The organism is Bradyrhizobium pachyrhizi (genome assembly GCF_029714545.1).
GTDB lineage: Bacteria > Pseudomonadota > Alphaproteobacteria > Rhizobiales > Xanthobacteraceae > Bradyrhizobium > Bradyrhizobium pachyrhizi.
Genome location: NZ_CP121667.1, coordinates 6,393,218 through 6,408,104, shown reverse-complemented (window position 1 = coordinate 6,408,104; position 14,887 = coordinate 6,393,218). Strand labels below are relative to the sequence as shown.

At 63.3% G+C, this 14,887-nt stretch carries 18 protein-coding genes and 1 pseudogene; 9 read left to right on the top strand and 10 right to left on the bottom strand.

The window, feature by feature from the left end; translation table 11 throughout:
* The first annotated feature begins 2 nt into the window (after window positions 1–2).
* The gene (locus QA639_RS30490) at window positions 3–911 is read left to right on the top strand and encodes a flagellin (protein ID WP_028336946.1); all 909 of its coding nucleotides are present in this window, start codon (window positions 3–5) and stop codon (window positions 909–911) included.
* A gap of 12 nt (window positions 912–923) precedes the next feature.
* Here QA639_RS30490 and QA639_RS30485 read toward each other — a convergent pair whose 3' ends face one another.
* The 3 genes from QA639_RS30485 to QA639_RS30475 all read right to left on the bottom strand — a co-directional run bounded on the left by QA639_RS30485 (window position 924) and on the right by QA639_RS30475 (window position 3,887).
* Window positions 924–1,862 carry a substrate-binding periplasmic protein gene (locus tag QA639_RS30485; protein WP_283087934.1) on the bottom strand — a complete coding sequence of 313 codons (939 nt, stop codon included), beginning with the start codon at window positions 1,860–1,862 and terminating at the stop codon, window positions 924–926.
* Complete coding sequence (locus QA639_RS30480) at window positions 1,859–2,146, bottom strand: c-type cytochrome (protein ID WP_244978617.1); 288 nt, start codon at window positions 2,144–2,146, stop codon at window positions 1,859–1,861. Before QA639_RS30480 ends, QA639_RS30485 begins: the two co-directional genes overlap by 4 nt.
* Before the next feature lie 76 nt (window positions 2,147–2,222).
* Window positions 2,223–3,887, bottom strand: a complete 1,665-nt coding sequence (locus tag QA639_RS30475) for a methanol/ethanol family PQQ-dependent dehydrogenase (RefSeq protein WP_018272901.1) — start codon at window positions 3,885–3,887, stop codon at window positions 2,223–2,225.
* Window positions 3,888–4,551: 664 nt separating this feature from the next.
* Between QA639_RS30475 and lanM the strand changes: the two genes are divergently transcribed.
* The 5 genes and pseudogenes from lanM to QA639_RS30445 all read left to right on the top strand — a co-directional run bounded on the left by lanM (window position 4,552) and on the right by QA639_RS30445 (window position 7,677).
* The gene (gene lanM, locus QA639_RS30470) at window positions 4,552–4,950 is read left to right on the top strand and encodes a lanmodulin LanM (protein ID WP_157345274.1); all 399 of its coding nucleotides are present in this window, start codon (window positions 4,552–4,554) and stop codon (window positions 4,948–4,950) included.
* 332 nt (window positions 4,951–5,282) lie between these two features.
* Entirely contained in the window at window positions 5,283–5,363 is an 81-nt protein-coding gene (gene pqqA, locus QA639_RS30465; protein ID WP_009031067.1) for a pyrroloquinoline quinone precursor peptide PqqA, read from the top strand.
* A 226-nt stretch (window positions 5,364–5,589) separates the two neighbouring features.
* Window positions 5,590–6,474 (top strand): DUF6662 family protein, encoded by an 885-nt coding sequence (locus QA639_RS30460; RefSeq protein WP_157345272.1) that lies wholly within the window; start codon window positions 5,590–5,592, stop codon window positions 6,472–6,474.
* 68 nt (window positions 6,475–6,542) lie between these two features.
* Window positions 6,543–7,306, top strand: a pseudogene (locus QA639_RS41980) (IS5 family transposase).
* A 134-nt stretch (window positions 7,307–7,440) separates the two neighbouring features.
* Window positions 7,441–7,677 carry a hypothetical protein gene (locus QA639_RS30445; protein WP_157345270.1) on the top strand — a complete coding sequence of 79 codons (237 nt, stop codon included), beginning with the start codon at window positions 7,441–7,443 and terminating at the stop codon, window positions 7,675–7,677.
* A 5-nt stretch (window positions 7,678–7,682) separates the two neighbouring features.
* Here the strand turns inward: QA639_RS30445 and QA639_RS30440 are convergent, their stop codons facing one another.
* Genes QA639_RS30440 through QA639_RS30425 form a run of 4 tightly spaced genes read right to left on the bottom strand, consistent with a single transcriptional unit; the run spans window position 7,683 to window position 10,449 of the window.
* Complete coding sequence (locus QA639_RS30440; RefSeq protein WP_028336940.1) at window positions 7,683–8,036, bottom strand: hypothetical protein; 354 nt, start codon at window positions 8,034–8,036, stop codon at window positions 7,683–7,685.
* 40 nt (window positions 8,037–8,076) lie between these two features.
* Entirely contained in the window at window positions 8,077–8,787 is a 711-nt protein-coding gene (locus QA639_RS30435) for an ABC transporter ATP-binding protein (protein ID WP_283087933.1), read from the bottom strand.
* Entirely contained in the window at window positions 8,777–9,514 is a 738-nt protein-coding gene (locus QA639_RS30430; protein ID WP_028336938.1) for an ABC transporter permease, read from the bottom strand. Before QA639_RS30430 ends, QA639_RS30435 begins: the two co-directional genes overlap by 11 nt.
* 2 nt (window positions 9,515–9,516) lie before the next feature.
* Window positions 9,517–10,449, bottom strand: coding sequence for an ABC transporter substrate-binding protein (locus tag QA639_RS30425; RefSeq protein ID WP_167350388.1), 933 nt, complete (start codon window positions 10,447–10,449; stop codon window positions 9,517–9,519).
* A 149-nt stretch (window positions 10,450–10,598) separates the two neighbouring features.
* Between QA639_RS30425 and QA639_RS30420 the strand changes: the two genes are divergently transcribed.
* Window positions 10,599–10,940, top strand: coding sequence for a hypothetical protein (locus QA639_RS30420; RefSeq protein WP_428841078.1), 342 nt, complete (start codon window positions 10,599–10,601; stop codon window positions 10,938–10,940).
* Between the two features lie 125 nt (window positions 10,941–11,065).
* On the opposite strand, the gene QA639_RS30415 is transcribed toward QA639_RS30420, so the two are convergent.
* Together QA639_RS30415 and QA639_RS30410 are read right to left on the bottom strand one after the other, a co-directional pair.
* Window positions 11,066–11,890, bottom strand: coding sequence for a quinoprotein dehydrogenase-associated SoxYZ-like carrier (locus QA639_RS30415; protein ID WP_028336935.1), 825 nt, complete (start codon window positions 11,888–11,890; stop codon window positions 11,066–11,068).
* Between the two features lie 43 nt (window positions 11,891–11,933).
* Window positions 11,934–12,824 carry a quinoprotein relay system zinc metallohydrolase 2 gene (locus tag QA639_RS30410; RefSeq protein ID WP_428841193.1) on the bottom strand — a complete coding sequence of 297 codons (891 nt, stop codon included), beginning with the start codon at window positions 12,822–12,824 and terminating at the stop codon, window positions 11,934–11,936.
* A 203-nt stretch (window positions 12,825–13,027) separates the two neighbouring features.
* Between QA639_RS30410 and QA639_RS30405 the strand changes: the two genes are divergently transcribed.
* Both QA639_RS30405 and QA639_RS30400 read left to right on the top strand, forming a co-directional pair.
* Window positions 13,028–13,909: a substrate-binding domain-containing protein gene (locus QA639_RS30405; RefSeq protein ID WP_028336933.1), complete on the top strand. Its 882-nt coding sequence runs from the start codon at window positions 13,028–13,030 to the stop codon at window positions 13,907–13,909.
* Entirely contained in the window at window positions 13,906–14,460 is a 555-nt protein-coding gene (locus QA639_RS30400; protein WP_028336932.1) for a PQQ-dependent catabolism-associated CXXCW motif protein, read from the top strand. The genes QA639_RS30405 and QA639_RS30400 overlap by 4 nt, the downstream gene beginning before the upstream one ends.
* A 27-nt stretch (window positions 14,461–14,487) precedes the next feature.
* On the opposite strand, the gene QA639_RS30395 is transcribed toward QA639_RS30400, so the two are convergent.
* Complete coding sequence (locus QA639_RS30395; protein ID WP_028336931.1) at window positions 14,488–14,784, bottom strand: copper-binding protein; 297 nt, start codon at window positions 14,782–14,784, stop codon at window positions 14,488–14,490.
* Between the last annotated feature and the right edge of the window lie 103 nt (window positions 14,785–14,887).

Sequence of the window (14,887 nt, the reverse complement as noted above, 5' to 3'; positions counted from 1 at the left end):
TCATGATGATGCGTGTTGCCACCTTTGCTCAGTCGGACCAGATGATATCAAGCGCGCTGCGGGTGCAAGCGGTGATGGCCAACGAGCAGGTGCAGGAGTCCTCCGGGCTGCAATCCGAGGATTTCGGCGGCTATGGTTCCGGCGCCGGGCGCGTCATCAATTTGCAGGTCTCGGTGACGCGTGCGCAGTCCTATATCGATGCCAGCCAACTCGCGGATAACAAGGTGCAGGTGATGTATTCGGCGGTCGGCTCGGTGACCGACATCATCACGCAGCTGCGGACCCAGCTCAGCGCGGCCACCACCGGCAGCAGCACGGCGACGGCATCGGTGATCAACTATGCCCGGCAGGCCATGGCGCAGATGCAGGGGCTGCTCAACACTCAGTATGACGGTGAATATGTCTTCAGCGGCGCCCGCACTGACACCGCGCCGGCGGATTTGTCGAGCTTTGACACCGGCACCGGATCGCTGACGACATCAGACACCAGCTATTACAAGGGCGACAGCGAGATCGCGTCCGTGCGCGTGTCGGACAGCCAGTCGATCTCCTACGGCGTCACCGCCGACAATCCGGCGTTCGAGCAGGTGATGCGGCTGCTGAAATACGTCGGCAACAGCACGACGCTGTCGTCGAGCGACGTCTCGCAGGCGCTCGACCTTGCGAGCAGTGCGCTGGATGCCACATCCACCGTGCAGGCAAAGCTGTCGACCGTGGCGTCGCAGATTGAGACCGCCAGCACCAACCAGAGCGACTATCAGAATTTTGCGAAGACGCTGTCGACGGACCTCACCAGTGTCGACGTTGCGGCCGTGACGGCGCAGCTTTCGACCTATCAGGCGCAGCTGACGGCGTCCTATTCGGCGATCTCCAAGATCCAGAGCATGAATCTGGCAAGCTATTTGCGATAGCTATCGCCGGCATCACCGGTTCAGGATCTTCAGCCAGACATCGCCGAGGATGATCGGCTCGCGCGGCGGAAGCCAGGTAAGGGCGGCGGCCTTGCCGAGCTCCGCGATGGTGCCCTTGGCCTGCAGGTCGGCGAGGACCTTGTTGACGGATTCCAGCAGTCCTTTGTCGGTTTCGAGCGCAACGTAGCCGCGGTTGGCGCCGATCGGATAATAGTAGCCCGAGGCCGTGATCCTGGTGTCGGGATGTTCAGCGCGGTAGGCATCGAAGCGACGCAGGTCGAGCAGCGTGGCGTCGAATTCGCCGCGTTCCAGTTCTCCGAGCAGGTCGCTGCGCCCTGGAACGAGGTGCGTGATGTCGTCGATCAGCTTTCCCTTGTCGAAGGTCATCAGGATGGCGTCGCCCAGCGTGCCGCTTTCGATCGTCAGGCGAAGGCCGGCGAGATCGCCGATATCGGTGATCTTGCGCTCCTTGATCTTGTCCTTGGCCTTGGGACCGAGGACAACGGTCATCGGCGAATAGATGTAGGGTTGGCTTGGCGCCAGCACGCCGATCGGAATCCGCCGGCGGCGATCCTCGCGGGTAGCGCCGTCGAAGTCCGGCAGCTTGGCCGTCGTGACGCCGGGCGCCTTCAGCGAGTCCGTGGTAAGCGCGTAGCCGCCGACCAGCGAGCAGCGCCCGTCCGACAGCAGCGCGTTGGCTTCGAGCGCAGGGCTCGAATCTTCATCGAGCTTGCTCTCGAACCACTGGATCTTGAGCGGCCGTCCGAGCCGCTCGGCAATGGCCTGCGCGAGCGCGACGTCGAAGCCGGCATCGGGCTTGCCGCGATGATGCGCCGACAGCGGCGGCAGATCCTCGTCGAGGCATACCTTGAGCGGTTCGTCGGCGGCATGCGCGGCCATCGACATGGCAAGAAGCAGGGCTGACGCCGCGGCCGCGAGCAGGGCCCTCATGGGGTCCTCCGGCTCGACACGAAGGCCCAGACGTCGGCGATCTCCTGCTCGTTCAGGATGTCGACCCAGGGCGGCATCTTGCCGTTCTTGCCCTGCTTCACGGTGGTCACGAAGCGCGTCTTGTCGTCCGGAAACGCGCGCAAGTCTGGCGTGATGGTGCCGGAATTGACCATGTTGGGCCCATGGCAATGCGAGCAGTTCTTGGCGTAAGTGACCTTGCCCTGGTCGGCCTGACCCTCAAGGTCGATTGCGGTTGATTGTTGTGCGGCGGCGGGGATCAGCATAATCACCGCCGCAGCGACGGCGGCGAAGATCGCCGCCGTCAACAGGGTTACTCGTTCAGTCACGTGTGCTCCGCGCTCAATTCTTGACCGCGAAAACCCACAGCGATCCGCCGGGCGGGACCTTGGCAAGCCGCTCGTCGCCCGAGAACAGCGAATAGACGCCGCCATAGCCGGAGGTGACGGCGACATACTGCACGCCGTCCTGTTGCCAGGTGACGGGTTGTCCCTCGATGCCCGAGCCGGTCTGGAACTGCCAGAGCTTCTTGCCGGTATCGGCGTCGAAAGCCTCGAATTCGCCGGTCAGCTGACCGGAGAACACCACGCCGCCACCGGTGGAGAGCACGCCGGAGAAGCGCGGGATATCGCTCGGCGCTTCCCACTTCGCCTTGCCGGTCATCGGATCGATCGCCTTCAGATGGCCGCGCGGTCCGGTGCCCCATTCCCAGGGATCGGTGAGATCCATGCCGAGATACCATTCGCCCTGCTTGAACGTCACCGGTTCGGCCTTGTACTTGCCGCCGAACGCGAGTGTGTTGGCGTAGGCGAGGCCGGTCTGCGGATTGAACGACATCGGCTCCCAGTTCTTGCCGCCGAGGATCGACGGGTAGACCGTGACCTTCTTGCCTTCACGCGCATCCTTGGTGATGTCGGTCTCGATCGGCCGTCCGGTCTTCATGTCGATGCCGGTGGCCCAGTTGACGTTCACATAGGGATTGGCCGCGAGCAGCTTCCCGTTGGTGCGATCGAGCACGTAGAAGAAGCCGTTGCGGTTGGCGTCCATCAGCACCTTGGTCGGCTTGCCCTCGACGTTCATGTCGGCGAGCACCATCTCGGCCACCGAGTCATAGTCGAACGGATTGTTCGGCGAGAACTGGTAGTGCCACTTGATCTTGCCGGTCTTCGGATCGAGCGCCAGCACCGAGCAGGTGTAGAGGTTGTCGCCGGGACGCACTGCCGAGTTGAACGGTCCGGGATTGCCGATGCCCCAATACACCGTGTTCAGTTCGGGATCGTAGGAGCCGGTGATCCAGGTCGAGCCGCCGCCGAGCTTCCAGGTGTCGCCCTTCCAGGTGTCGCCACCGGGTTCGTCCGGGGTCGGGATCGAGTAGGTACGCCAGAGCTTCTTGCCGGTGGCGGGATCCCAGCCGTCGATGAAGCCGCGGGTGCCGAACTCGGCGCCCGAGATGCCGGTGATCACGACGCCATCGGCGACCAGCGGGGCCACCGTCATCGAGTAGCCTTCCTTGATATCCGCGGCCTTCTGGCGCCACAGCTCCTTGCCGGTCTTGGCATCGAGCGCGATCACATTGGCGTCGAGCGTGGTGCGAAACACCTTGCCGTCATACAGCGCGGCACCGCGATTGATGATGCCGCAGCAGACGATACGCGGCGTCTCGGCGGGATACTCGACCTTGGTCTTCCAGATCTGCTTGCCGGATTTGGCGTCGATCGCGATCGTGGCGTTGTGCGTGGTGACGTAAATGACGCCCTGGTAGACGAGCGGCTGCGATTCCTCGCTGCGGTCGTCGTTCAAACTGTAATTCCAGACCGGCACCAGATTTTTGACGGTGTCCTTGTTGATCTGGTTCAGCGTCGAGAAGCGCTGAAGATTGTAACCCATTCCGTAATTGAGAACGTTCGAAGTATCAGTCGCCCCCTTGACCAACTGCTCGTTGGTCTGGGCGCTTGCACCATACGATGCAAGAATCACGAGGCTTGCGGCCAGCGCAATACGTCTCATCCTATCCTCCCAATGAACCTTTTTTCCGCACGCCTATTCCTGACGTTGCGGACGGAACCATCCGCCTGAAACCAAAACGGGTCAATACGAAAACGTGAACGAGCGCCCGCTAACCGCAAGAGACCGATCGGAAGCGTCAGGTCTTTCGCAGATGCGTTCGTGGCTTGCCGTCGCGTGGAATACGCTACACCAGCACGGCCCGTCGTTATGCCGCGGAGCGAACGGTCAGCTGGACGGCGTAGGGGGACAGACACTCGGCCGCGGTTTCGCGCCCCGCTTGTCCGGCGGCACATTGCAATTATCGATACGCTGCTCGTCTGTCCATTTGCGGCCGAGCCGCTCCTTACCGGTGAGCACGCGCTGCTGGACCGCCTCCGCCGATGGGGCAGGGTGCCGGGTCTGCGCGGACACAGGCGTAAGCAGACCGAGCACAACCAGACAGCTCAATGCGCTCCTGCAAATGTCGCTCATAGTTCACCTCGATCATCCTGGTGCGATACGTCGGAGCTCCACAGGTGACCGGTCGGGAGGTCTCTTTCCACCCGAAAACCGACGAGGGCTCACCGGTTGCGCCAGCTGTCGAACGTTCGCCAAGGCTGTTATGATGCGCTTTTCGTGGCGCGCTTCGCCCCGTCGCCGGAGCGGCACGCAAGGGAGATGAATGATGATTTCGCGCCGATCGCTTGCTCTGACTTTGGCCATGGCCGTCCTGTCGGCGCCCGTCCTGGCGGCATCCGGCCGCAAGGGCGCGCTGAAGATGCTCGATCCTGATAATGACGGTACGGTCGATCTCGCCGAAGCCAAGAAGGCTGCTGCCGACCTGTTCGCGAAGCTCGATCCCGACCATGACGGCACGCTCGACGCGCGCGAATTGCGCGGACGGCTGACCGCGAAAGAACTGGCCGCTGCCGATCCGGATCACGACGGCACTCTGACGCTCGACGAATATCTCGCGGTCGTCGAGCAGCGCTTCAAGGCCGCAGATCCCGACAATGACGGAACGCTGGATGCGAAGGAGTTGAACTCGCGCGCCGGCCGGGCCCTGCTGCGCCTGCTCAAATAGCTTGCCTAGCGGGCGCATTCCGGGCGGATTGCCGGATATTGACGCAGGATTCCGCGCATAACAAAAAAAGTTGCGATTTCGCTCTTGGGCAAGACGCGGCTGGATGAATCGGGTCTCCTTGCCGTTGCGTCGCCGCCCGGCAGCCGGAAAATGCCCGACAGATCAGTGTCGGAGTTCCCGATGCCGGGCAGATGTTAGCGAGCCGTCGTCCGCTTCGGCATGTCCAGCAGCGAAGTCGGGTCCTTACCCGGCCGGCTTGCGCGCTGGAAAAGGCAGTCCTAGCTTGCCGCGCGGCGCGAGGCTTGCGCCAACTTATGACTTGGGAGAAGGAAATGGCCTGGAAAACACCGAAGATCGTCGAAGTGCCGGTGGGCATGGAAATCAACATGTACGCCTGCGCAGCGCGCAAGTAATCTTAAGACAAGTAACGCGAGACAGCCTGCCCGGCTCGTGCAGCCCGCTGCATCGAGCCGGGCAGGCGTCTTTTGTGGAAAGTGTCTTTTGCGGGCGCTGATGCGGCCGCTCGGCCAGCTTCCCTCATACCCTTCCCACAAGACCTTGAGACCGACACCACCTGCGCGATTGGCGGGCCTTGCTGCTTTGTCCTACAGTGTGGCCTGAGGCGGTGGTGCGGGGACGATGAATCCAAAACTCAGGACCGGGCGTTGGGCAGGGACGTTGTGCGCGGCGATTGCCGGGATCGCGGCGGTGTTGCCGCCTGGCGCCTATGCCGAGGACTTTGATACCGAGCACATCTTCGGCTTCATGATCGGCTCCGACGTGGGCAATGTCGGCGAGCGTGAATTCCAGAGCCAGACCACCGGGCGCTTCGCCAAGGACGGCGGCCGGTATCGCACGCTCAATCAGGAAATGGAGCTCGAGCTCGTGCCCGCGCCGAATTTTCGTGTCGAGCTCGGAACGTCATTCAGCGCATACGACGTCAACCGCGTTCCGGGTCTCGACGATCGGCGCCAGCTGTCGTGGCAGAGCGTCTCGGTCGATTTCCGCTATCGCTTTCTGAATCGCGAGGCGGCGCCCTTTGGCATGACGGTCGCGCTGGAGACGCGTGCCGATCGCGTCGACGAGACGACGGCCGCAGCTGTCCGTAGTTATGGCACCGAACTCACGGTCGCGTTCGACCGCGAGGTGATCCCGAATTTTGTCATCGCGGCCCTTAACCTAAGCTATGAGCCGGAATGGACGCGCACGCCGCGCACCGGCGCTGCGGATCAGGATGCCACCATCGGTGCCGCATTCGGCCTGATGGCCAGGGTGAAGCCGGATATCCTGATCGGCGGCGAAGCGCGCTATTTCAGGAAGTATGAGGGAATCGGCCTGGATGAACTGTCCGGGCAGGCGCTGTTCATCGGGCCGACCGCCTATTTCCAGCTCTCCGAACGTTCACGCCTGACCGCGACCTGGAGCGTCCAGGCTTGGGGGCAGCGGGCCGGGAGCAATGCCGCCCTCGACCTCGTCAATTTCGAGCGCCATCAGGCGCGGCTGGTGTACGGTTTGAACTTCTAGGCGGTGTGGACTCTAGGGATTCCCTTTTGAGGCCAAATCAGATTCAAGGCTTCTTTTGGGAGGCGGCCTTGGGTGTGATGGATCGTTTGGTGTTGAGCGACGCGGCTTGGGAGCGCATGGCGCCGCTCATCATTGGCCGGCCCGACCAGAAAGGTTCGACCGGACGCGACAACCGGATGTTCGTGGAAGGGGTGCTCTGGATCGTTCGCACGGGCTCTCCCTGGCGTGATCTTCCGGAGGCGTTTGGGGATTGGAACAGCGTGTTCCGGCGCTTCAGTCGATGGAGCACCAAGGGTGTCTGGTTGCGGATCTTCGAGGCGATGTCCGATGATCCGGACTTCGAATATTTGATCGTCGATTCCACCATCGTCCGGGCGCATCAGCACGCCGCCGGGGCAAAAAAAGGGGGTCTGAAGATCAAGCGATCGGGCGCTCGCGCGGCGGCTTGAGCACCAAGATACATATGGCCGTTCGAGGTTTGGGATGTCCCGTGCGGTTCACCCTCACCGCAGGCCAGAAGGGCGATGCCCCGCAAGCCGCCACGTTGATCGAGGGATTGCCCGCCGAGGTCGTCATGGCCGATGCAGCCTATGACGCCGATCATTTGCGCCAGGCCATCGCAGCCAAAGGCGCGATCGCCGTCATCCCCAACAACCCCTCGCGAGCCCTCAAACATCCGCTCGACAAGCATCTCTATGTCCAGCGCCACCTCGTGGAATGCTGCTTCAGCAAGCTCAAGCAGTTCCGTCGCGTCGCAACCCGCTTCGAAAAGACCGCCCGAAATTACCGAGCCATCGTCACGCTCGCTGCAATCGTCCTATGGATGCGATAAGTGTCAACACCACCTAGAGCGTGAAGCCTCTGGGGCCGGGTTCCCCAACCTGTCACGGGGCTGTGAAACCCGGACGTGGCTGATTACGTATTTCGCCGTGTTATCTATTGCATGAGCACGCTTAGGGATAGCGCATGAACCCGATTGATCTGATCGTCACGGTATGTGCCGTGCTGTCGCCCGCCACCTGCGAGGAGCAGCATCTGGTGTTCAACTGGAACGGCTCGCTGCAGCAATGCGCCATGGCCGCGCCGCCTTACATCGCGCGGTGGGTCGGCGAACATCCGAAATGGACAGCGGTGCGCTGGCGTTGCGAATATCCGCACAGCAACGATCGGGCCGCCGCGGGCGGCGAGCTGCCGGCGGGTTAGCCTTCCTATTTGTTGCAGTCCTTCAGGTCCTTGTCGGATACCGAAAACACGGCGTCGGCCTTGATCTCGATGTCGCGAACGAAGCACTGCCTGGCGCCGCTGTAGCCGACCTTCGCGTCGTAGCGGCCGGGCTCGACGCCGGTGACCCGCAGGCGCTCGTCATGGTCGACTTCCTTGTCCTTGTCGTTGAGCGTCTGGTTCGGACCCCACTCGTTCTTGCCGGCCGGCGACAACTCAAAGCTCGAAATCGTGGCGCTGGTCAGATTCCACAGCCGAATGCCTTTGCCCTTGCTTTGGGCGAACACTGTCACCGGCAGCACAAGCAACGCAACACCAACAGCGATCAACGCGCGCGACATCCAGCCTCTCCTTTATGCTTCGTCCAAGGATGACGGCGTCTCACATATTTGCAAGGTCCAACTGTGAGAGTTGCCGCTTGATTTCGTCGATCTCGGGCGCGTCGCGCGTCGCGCGTGGTGCGGCGATGGTCTCGACGTGAAGGATTCGGGCCGGCCGCGACGACAGGAAGAACAGGCGATCGCCGAGGCGAACCGCGTCGTCGAGATCGTGGGTGACGAGCAAGGTCATCATTTTCCGGCTGGCCACCAGCGTTGCGACCTGGTCGCGCAGCCGCCCCGCGAGCGCATTGTCGAGCGAGGCCAGCGGCTCATCGAGGATCAGGAAGTCGGGCTCGATGGCGAAGGCGCGGGCCAGCGCGACGCGGCGGGCGAGGCCGAGCGACAGCTCCGCGGGAAAATGGTTGCGGTGCGCGCCCAGTTCGAGCACCTCGAACAGCGCAGAGAGCGTGCTGTCGCCGACATGCGGCGCGGCCAGCCGCACATTCTCCTCGACCGTGCGCCAGGGCAACAGCCGCGGCTCCTGGAAGACCATGCCAAGGCGCATGCCCGGCGATCGCGTGACATGGCCCTGGTAGTTGGCGTCGAGCCCGGCGAGGATCCGGAGCAGGGTGCTCTTGCCGCAGCCTGACGGGCCGAACAGCACGCCGACCTCGCCGGCGTTCAGCGTGAAGGTGACGTTCTCGAGCACGTCGTGCCGCTTCCCGGCCGCGCTCGCAAAGCTCTTGCCGGTGATATTGACCTCAAGCTGCACGGAGCCGCCACCGCGTTAGCCTGGTTTCAAACGGCTGCACCAGCAGGGTCTCGATGACGAGCACGACTGCGGCAAAGCTCAGCGAATAGGCGAGCAGCAAGGGGATGTCGAACAGCTGGAAGGCAACGCCGATCTCGAAGCCGACGCCGTTCGGCCGGCCGAGATATTCGGCGACCAGCACGATCTTCCAGACCAGCGAGAGCCCGGAGCGTGCAGCGGCCGCAATGTAGGGCGCAAGCTGCGGCAGGATCACATGGCGGAAGGCGCGGCCGCGCGGAAAGGCGAACGCCGTCGCCATTTCGTCGAGCGCAGGGTCGAGCGCGCGGGCGCCTTCGCGCAGGGTGACGACGGCGGTCGGCAGTTTGTTGATGGCGATGGCTGCGATTGCCGCGACCTCGGTCAGCCCGGCCCAGATGTAGGCGAGCACGATGACGACGAGCGCCGGCAAATTGAGCAGCAGGATCAGCCATGGATCGCCAAGGCGATTGGCAAGCGAGACGCGGCCCATCAGATAGCCGATCGCCGAGCCGAGCGCCATGGCAAGGGTGAAGGCCAGCGCGACCCGGGCCAGGGTTGCGCCGAGATTGACGAACAGCGCGCCCGATCGGGCTTCGGCGACGAGCACCGACAGCACCGCCGGCGGCGCCGGCAGTTTCGCATCGCCGATCAGCAGCGAGGCGATCCACCAGGTCGCGATGAACAGCGTGAATGACAGGAGACGCAGCACCGCTAGTCTCCCGGAATCGCTTGATAGAAGGTGCCGGGATCGAGCTCGGTTGCGGAGCCGACCAGATCGCGGCCGCCGAGCTGCGCCAGCACGCGGTAGAGCACGCGCGCATCCGCCTCTTCGTCCGCGATAGGACGGCGCGGGATGCCTTCGCGGTAGCGCTCACGATAGGCATGCAGGGTTGCGGCATCCTGCGCACCGGTCAGCGGCGCGATCGCGTCCCATTCGGCATCCGAGGTCGCCAGAATCTCTTTCGCGGCGCGCGTCACGGCGATGAAGCGGGCCACCAGATCCTTGTTGGCGTTCGCCCAGGCTTCGTCGAACACGTAGCCAATCATGGCGATGCGGCCCTTGCTGCCGAGCTTTTGCAGGATCTCTTCCATGCCGGCGAGCCGGCGAAAGCCCTTGGCTTCGAGCGCGGCGCAGAAATTCCAGTAATTGAGCGTCGCGTCCATCTCGCCGCCGAGCGTCTTGGCGGCGAGCAGCGGCGGTGCGCCATAGACGATGGTCGCTTGCGACTTCAGGTCGACGCCGTCCTGCTTCGAAGCGGCCTGAAGCAGCAGCCAGTTCTTGTCGATCGCGCCGCCGGCCACGGCAAGCTTGCGCCCCTTGAGGTCCGCCAGCGCCTTGACCGGCGAGGAGGCCGGGACCATCACGGCGCCCAGCGCGCTCGAATAGGGATAGAATTGCAGCTTGGCGCCGAGCGACCGCTCGCGCGACACCCAAGGCCAGTCCGAGACCATCACGTCGGCCGTGCCAGCGCGCAGCGCGATCTTGCCGGCCTCGGGGCTGGCCAGCTCGACGACGTCGATCGACAGATTGGCCTTCTTGTCGAGACCATGGGAGCGAATGACGGCCAGTTCCCAGGCCAGCGTTCCGGTCTTCTGCGCTGCAACGCGGATGGTCTGCGCGTAGCACGAGGTGCCGAACTGCATGACCGCCAGAACTGCCGCAGCCAACACCGTGCGTACAGAGATGATCATCGTTTCTTGAGCCACTTCCCCGAATGTTTTCTTTTCTGATCAACATCCATAGCATAGCTTGCGGAAAGAGAAGAGGAAGCAGGACCATGGCAGGAGCTGGCATGCTACGACCGATTGTCGCCATCCTGGTGCTCACCGGGACGGCCGTCAGCGTGCGGGCCCAGGAGATCAACGACTATCCGACCTCGGCGCGGGCCGAATATGTGTTCGGCTGCATGAAGGCCAATGGCGAATCCCGGCAGTCGATCGAGCAATGTTCCTGCTCGATCGACGTCGTCGCCTCGATCATCCCCTACGATCGGTACGTCACCGCCGAGACCGTGCTGAGCATGGCGCAGGTGCGCGGCAATCTGGGCGGCCAGTTCCGCTCGTCCGAGCAGGCCGCGAACGCGCTCAACGACCTCAGGCGCGCCCAGGCTGAAGCCGAAGTCAGGTGCTTCTAGAGCCTGAACCGGAAAAGTGTGAAGCGGTTTTCCGGAAAGATCATGCTTAAATACCGTGCTAAAGTGCGATAGCGATCCAACCTGATCTCATCGCGTTTTTGCGTCCGTCGTGAGATCGCGAGGCGTCAGGTGCCGGGATTCTCGACCTTCCATTCGTGCTCGAAAATATGCCCTTCGGTGTCCTTGGCTTCGGCACGGAAACGCTTGGCGCCGTTCGAGACGTAGGTGAAGCGGATATTGGGATCCTCGGAAATCGAGATCCCGCCCTCCATCGCCAGCACGGGACTGTCGTCCTGCCAAATGTGCAGCTCGTTGACGAAGAAGGCCGGGATATAGAGCTGCGTGACCTGGTCCATCTGCAGGCCTGAATTATTCGGATGCCCGATCATGATCTGGGCTTCCCGCGTGCTGGTGGCAGGTCCCTGTTCGGACTTGGTGAATTGCCGGTAGCGCATCTGACCGAGGCGGTTCTTGGCTTCCTCGACGTTCTTGCCGGCCGGCGCCGAGCAGCCGCCGGATGCTTTGACATAGACCTTGCTCACATAGAGCTTGCCGTCGCTGAGCTCCGCGACGGCGTGCACATTGGTGTAGTTGTTGACGCGGACGCGGGTCGAGATCTCGGTGACGTTGGCGTCCGGCCCCAGCGTGAACTTCGCGGCCATCGGAGCCGGGTTCTCGTCGATCACAAGCGTGATCGCGACGACGCGGCGGCTGTCGCTCGGTTGCAGCTTGGTGCGCAGCGTCACCGGCACGATCGCAGCGTCTTCCGCACGTATCGGCATTTCGATGCCGATGACGTCATTGCCGTCATTCATCGGACGGTTGCTGAAGATGTCCTGGACGAGACCCGGCCAGGGATCATAGGCCTCTGCCGCCGGCGCAGCCGGTGTGCCCAACGCGATCGTGAGCAGGCTTGCGATGCAAAGCAGGCGGGCGCGATGTCCGGTCATGTTCGCGAAATCCTATGCAGCCGCGTCATTATAGGACGATCAGCTATTCCCATTCAATTTCCGAGAATGCTGCAGTTGCGTTGCGGGCGTTGTAATCGTCGAACAATTGCCAGCGCGGCCGCTCGGCGGCTGCGGCGTGCTCGGCCGCGGCGGTGATCGGCCTGCCGCTTGCGACCAGTGCGCGCACGTCCGCGGCCAGCACCGCGAGGTAACGTCGCTCATCGGCAAGCGCTGCCGGCCACGCGCTCACGGGTCCGTGACCGGGAACCACGCGCTCTGTGGAGATCGCCGCGAGTGCGTCGAGCGCACGCAGCCAGCCCTTGAGGCTGCCGTCGACCACGGGAATATGGATGAGAAACACCATATCGCCGGCGAACAGGGTCCTGGTTTGCTCGTCGAGGACCGTGAGGTCGTTGTCGCTATGGGCGGGCGGCCACGCTCTCAGGGTGAGGGCGCGGCCGCCGAGGTCGAGCTTCAGCGTGTCCGCGACCAGCACGGTCGGGGGGATGATCTTCACCTCATCGATCAGCGCGTCGCCCATGCTCCGGCGAAACCCGTCGAGGTAGAATTGTCCGCGCGCGGCCAGCGCGCGTGGCAGAGACTTATGGCCGACGAAGCTGGTCCCGTCGCCGACGAAAGCCGCATTGCCGAAGCTGTGGTCCGGATGCGCGTGGGTGTTGATCACGTAGCGTATCGGCTTGTCGGTACGACTGCGGACCGCGGCGAGCAGCTGTCGTCCTTCGCGGACGCTGCCGCCGGTGTCGATGACGGCGACGGCACTGTCGCCGATCACGAATCCCACATTGGCGATGGCGCCTTCGTTCTCGCGCGTCATCAATGCGGTGACCCCGGTGTGAACGAATATTCCGGGAGCGACTTCGCTTACAGGCAATTCCGCCTCCTGCGCCCGCGCTATGGTCGGCGCCCAAAGCATCAGGAGCAGCGCAAGCACCGAACCGCCATGAGCCATGTTTCCGCCTCAGTTACTCCGGGACGCGCGATCGATGTCGTCGCGTTCCAGTTTGCGCTGCAGCAAGCAACGCGGCGTGGTCGCGATCATTATTCCTGTTGCACGTCATGGTGCGCCGGGCAATTGCTGGATGGCGGCGATCGATCCGATCAAGAGGAGACCGCGTAATGAGAATTGTCGGATGCCGTCCTGTTCTGCTCGCGCTTGTCGGCTTCATCGCCTGTCTGGCCGGCCGCGACATTGCGCGCGCGCAGGTCAATGATCAGGGCGAACTTTCCATCGAGCTCATCGATGCCCGCGTGCTGCGCATCTGTGCCGATCCCCGCAACCTGCCGTTCTCGAACGACAAGGGCGAGGGGTTTGAGAACAAGATCGGCGAACTGCTGGCCGGGAAGCTGCAAAAGAAGCTCGACTACATGTTCTTTCCGCAGGCCACCGGCTTCGTGCGGATGACGCTCGGCGCGCATCGCTGCGACGTCATCATGGGGTTTCCGCAAGGCGATGACCTCGCGCAGGGCACCAATCCGTATTACCGCACAGCCTATGCGATCGTTGCCAAGCCGGGCAGTGGGCTCGACGAGGTCACGACGCTCGAGGACCAGCGGCTGAAGGGCAAGCATATCGGCATCGTGGCGGGAACGCCGCCCGCGACCAACATGGCCATCAACGGCCTGATGACCAATGCGAAGCCTTATCCGCTGATGATCGATACGCGCTACGATTCGTCGGCCGAGGCGATGATGAACGATCTCGCCAAGGGTGAGATCGACGCCGGCATCCTGTGGGGACCGATGGCGGGCTTTTACGCCAAGAAGGCCAACCCGCCGCTACACATCACGCCGCTGGTCAAGGAGACCACGGGACCGAAGCTGGTCTATCGCATCGGCATGGGCGTGCGGGCGTCCGACCAGAACTGGAAGCGCCAGCTCAATCGCCTGATCCAGGAGAACCAGCCCGAGATCAACAAGATCCTGCTCGACTACGGCGTCCCGCTGCTCGACGAAAACGACCGTCCAATCGGGCCGGAGACCGCGACCAAATCACCATGATCAGGCTCGCGGCCATGCTTGCGGTGATGTTCGTCGCCGCTTCGCCTGTCCGCGCGCAGGACCCACCCGCAGAGCCGGAGAGCTATCGCACCGAGGACTACCGCGCGCCGGTGCCGGTGACGCTTGCCGGCGCACGGGTGCTCACGACCGCGGAAGCGGAAGCGATATGGCGCGACAAGTCCGCCGCCTTCGTCGACGTGCTGCCGCGCGCGCCGAAGCCAAATCTGCCCGCCGGCACGGTGTGGCGCGAACGGCCGCACCTCAACATTCCCGGCAGCATCTGGCTGCCCGACACCGGCTACGGCAAGCTCGCCGCGTCCACGGAGGATTATCTGCGGCGCGGGCTCGTCCGCGCCTCAGGCGGCGACGCGACCAGACTGCTCGTGATCTACTGCCAGGAGAATTGCTGGATGTCGTGGAACGCCGCCAAGCGCGTGCTGTCCTACGGCTACCGCAACGTGGCGTGGTATCCGGAGGGAACCGACGGATGGGAGCGTGCCAAATTGCCGCTGGCGGACGCCGAGCCCGAGCCGCGCGAGGGAGAGCAGTAAGCCCGTCCTCTCGCGGCATGCGGACCGTTACTTCTGCTTGTCGAGCTTGTTGATGGTCTTGCCGCCGTCGCTGTCCGTCGTGGTGAACGAGACCTTGTCACCGGCGTGGAATGCCTCCAGCGACTGTCCCTTGGGCACCTTGTATTCCTGGATCGCGCCGCCGGACGCGCCCACCGTGCCGCTTTGCGTCTGCTGGATCGAGATGGTTCCACTCAGTCGGTCAATCTTGGTGACCATTCCCGACATGGATTGCTGGGCCAAAGCCGCTGTGGTGACCAGGCTCGCGGCGGCAAGGCTGGTCATGACGATCTTGGCTGCTTTCATGGAGGTCTCCCAACTTCAGATATAGTTGGGGACAACGAGCGGGCAGCGCAGTTTGTTCCGGATCGGTGTGGCCCAAGAGATTGTTGCCCAAAAGACCGTCAAA

Bases quoted from the DNA above. Each gene is read 5' to 3' on its own strand.
- QA639_RS30405 (WP_028336933.1), top strand. From the start codon at position 13,028: ATGAGAATTGTCGGATGCCGTCCTGTTCTGCTCGCGCTTGTCGGCTTC.
- QA639_RS30410 (WP_428841193.1), bottom strand. From the start codon at position 12,824: ATGCTTTGGGCGCCGACCATAGCGCGGGCGCAGGAGGCGGAATTGCCT.
- QA639_RS30425 (WP_167350388.1), bottom strand. From the start codon at position 10,449: ATGCAGTTCGGCACCTCGTGCTACGCGCAGACCATCCGCGTTGCAGCG.
- QA639_RS30440 (WP_028336940.1), bottom strand. From the start codon at position 8,036: ATGTCGCGCGCGTTGATCGCTGTTGGTGTTGCGTTGCTTGTGCTGCCG.
- QA639_RS30490 (WP_028336946.1), top strand. From the start codon at position 3: ATGATGATGCGTGTTGCCACCTTTGCTCAGTCGGACCAGATGATATCA.
- QA639_RS30445 (WP_157345270.1), top strand. From the start codon at position 7,441: ATGAACCCGATTGATCTGATCGTCACGGTATGTGCCGTGCTGTCGCCC.
- QA639_RS30415 (WP_028336935.1), bottom strand. From the start codon at position 11,890: ATGACCGGACATCGCGCCCGCCTGCTTTGCATCGCAAGCCTGCTCACG.
- QA639_RS30485 (WP_283087934.1), bottom strand. From the start codon at position 1,862: ATGAGGGCCCTGCTCGCGGCCGCGGCGTCAGCCCTGCTTCTTGCCATG.
- QA639_RS30420 (WP_428841078.1), top strand. From the start codon at position 10,599: ATGCTACGACCGATTGTCGCCATCCTGGTGCTCACCGGGACGGCCGTC.
- QA639_RS30460 (WP_157345272.1), top strand. From the start codon at position 5,590: ATGAATCCAAAACTCAGGACCGGGCGTTGGGCAGGGACGTTGTGCGCG.
- QA639_RS30395 (WP_028336931.1), bottom strand. From the start codon at position 14,784: ATGAAAGCAGCCAAGATCGTCATGACCAGCCTTGCCGCCGCGAGCCTG.
- QA639_RS30475 (WP_018272901.1), bottom strand. From the start codon at position 3,887: ATGAGACGTATTGCGCTGGCCGCAAGCCTCGTGATTCTTGCATCGTAT.
- QA639_RS30480 (WP_244978617.1), bottom strand. From the start codon at position 2,146: ATGCTGATCCCCGCCGCCGCACAACAATCAACCGCAATCGACCTTGAG.
- QA639_RS30400 (WP_028336932.1), top strand. From the start codon at position 13,906: ATGATCAGGCTCGCGGCCATGCTTGCGGTGATGTTCGTCGCCGCTTCG.
- lanM (WP_157345274.1), top strand. From the start codon at position 4,552: ATGATTTCGCGCCGATCGCTTGCTCTGACTTTGGCCATGGCCGTCCTG.
- pqqA (WP_009031067.1), top strand. From the start codon at position 5,283: ATGGCCTGGAAAACACCGAAGATCGTCGAAGTGCCGGTGGGCATGGAA.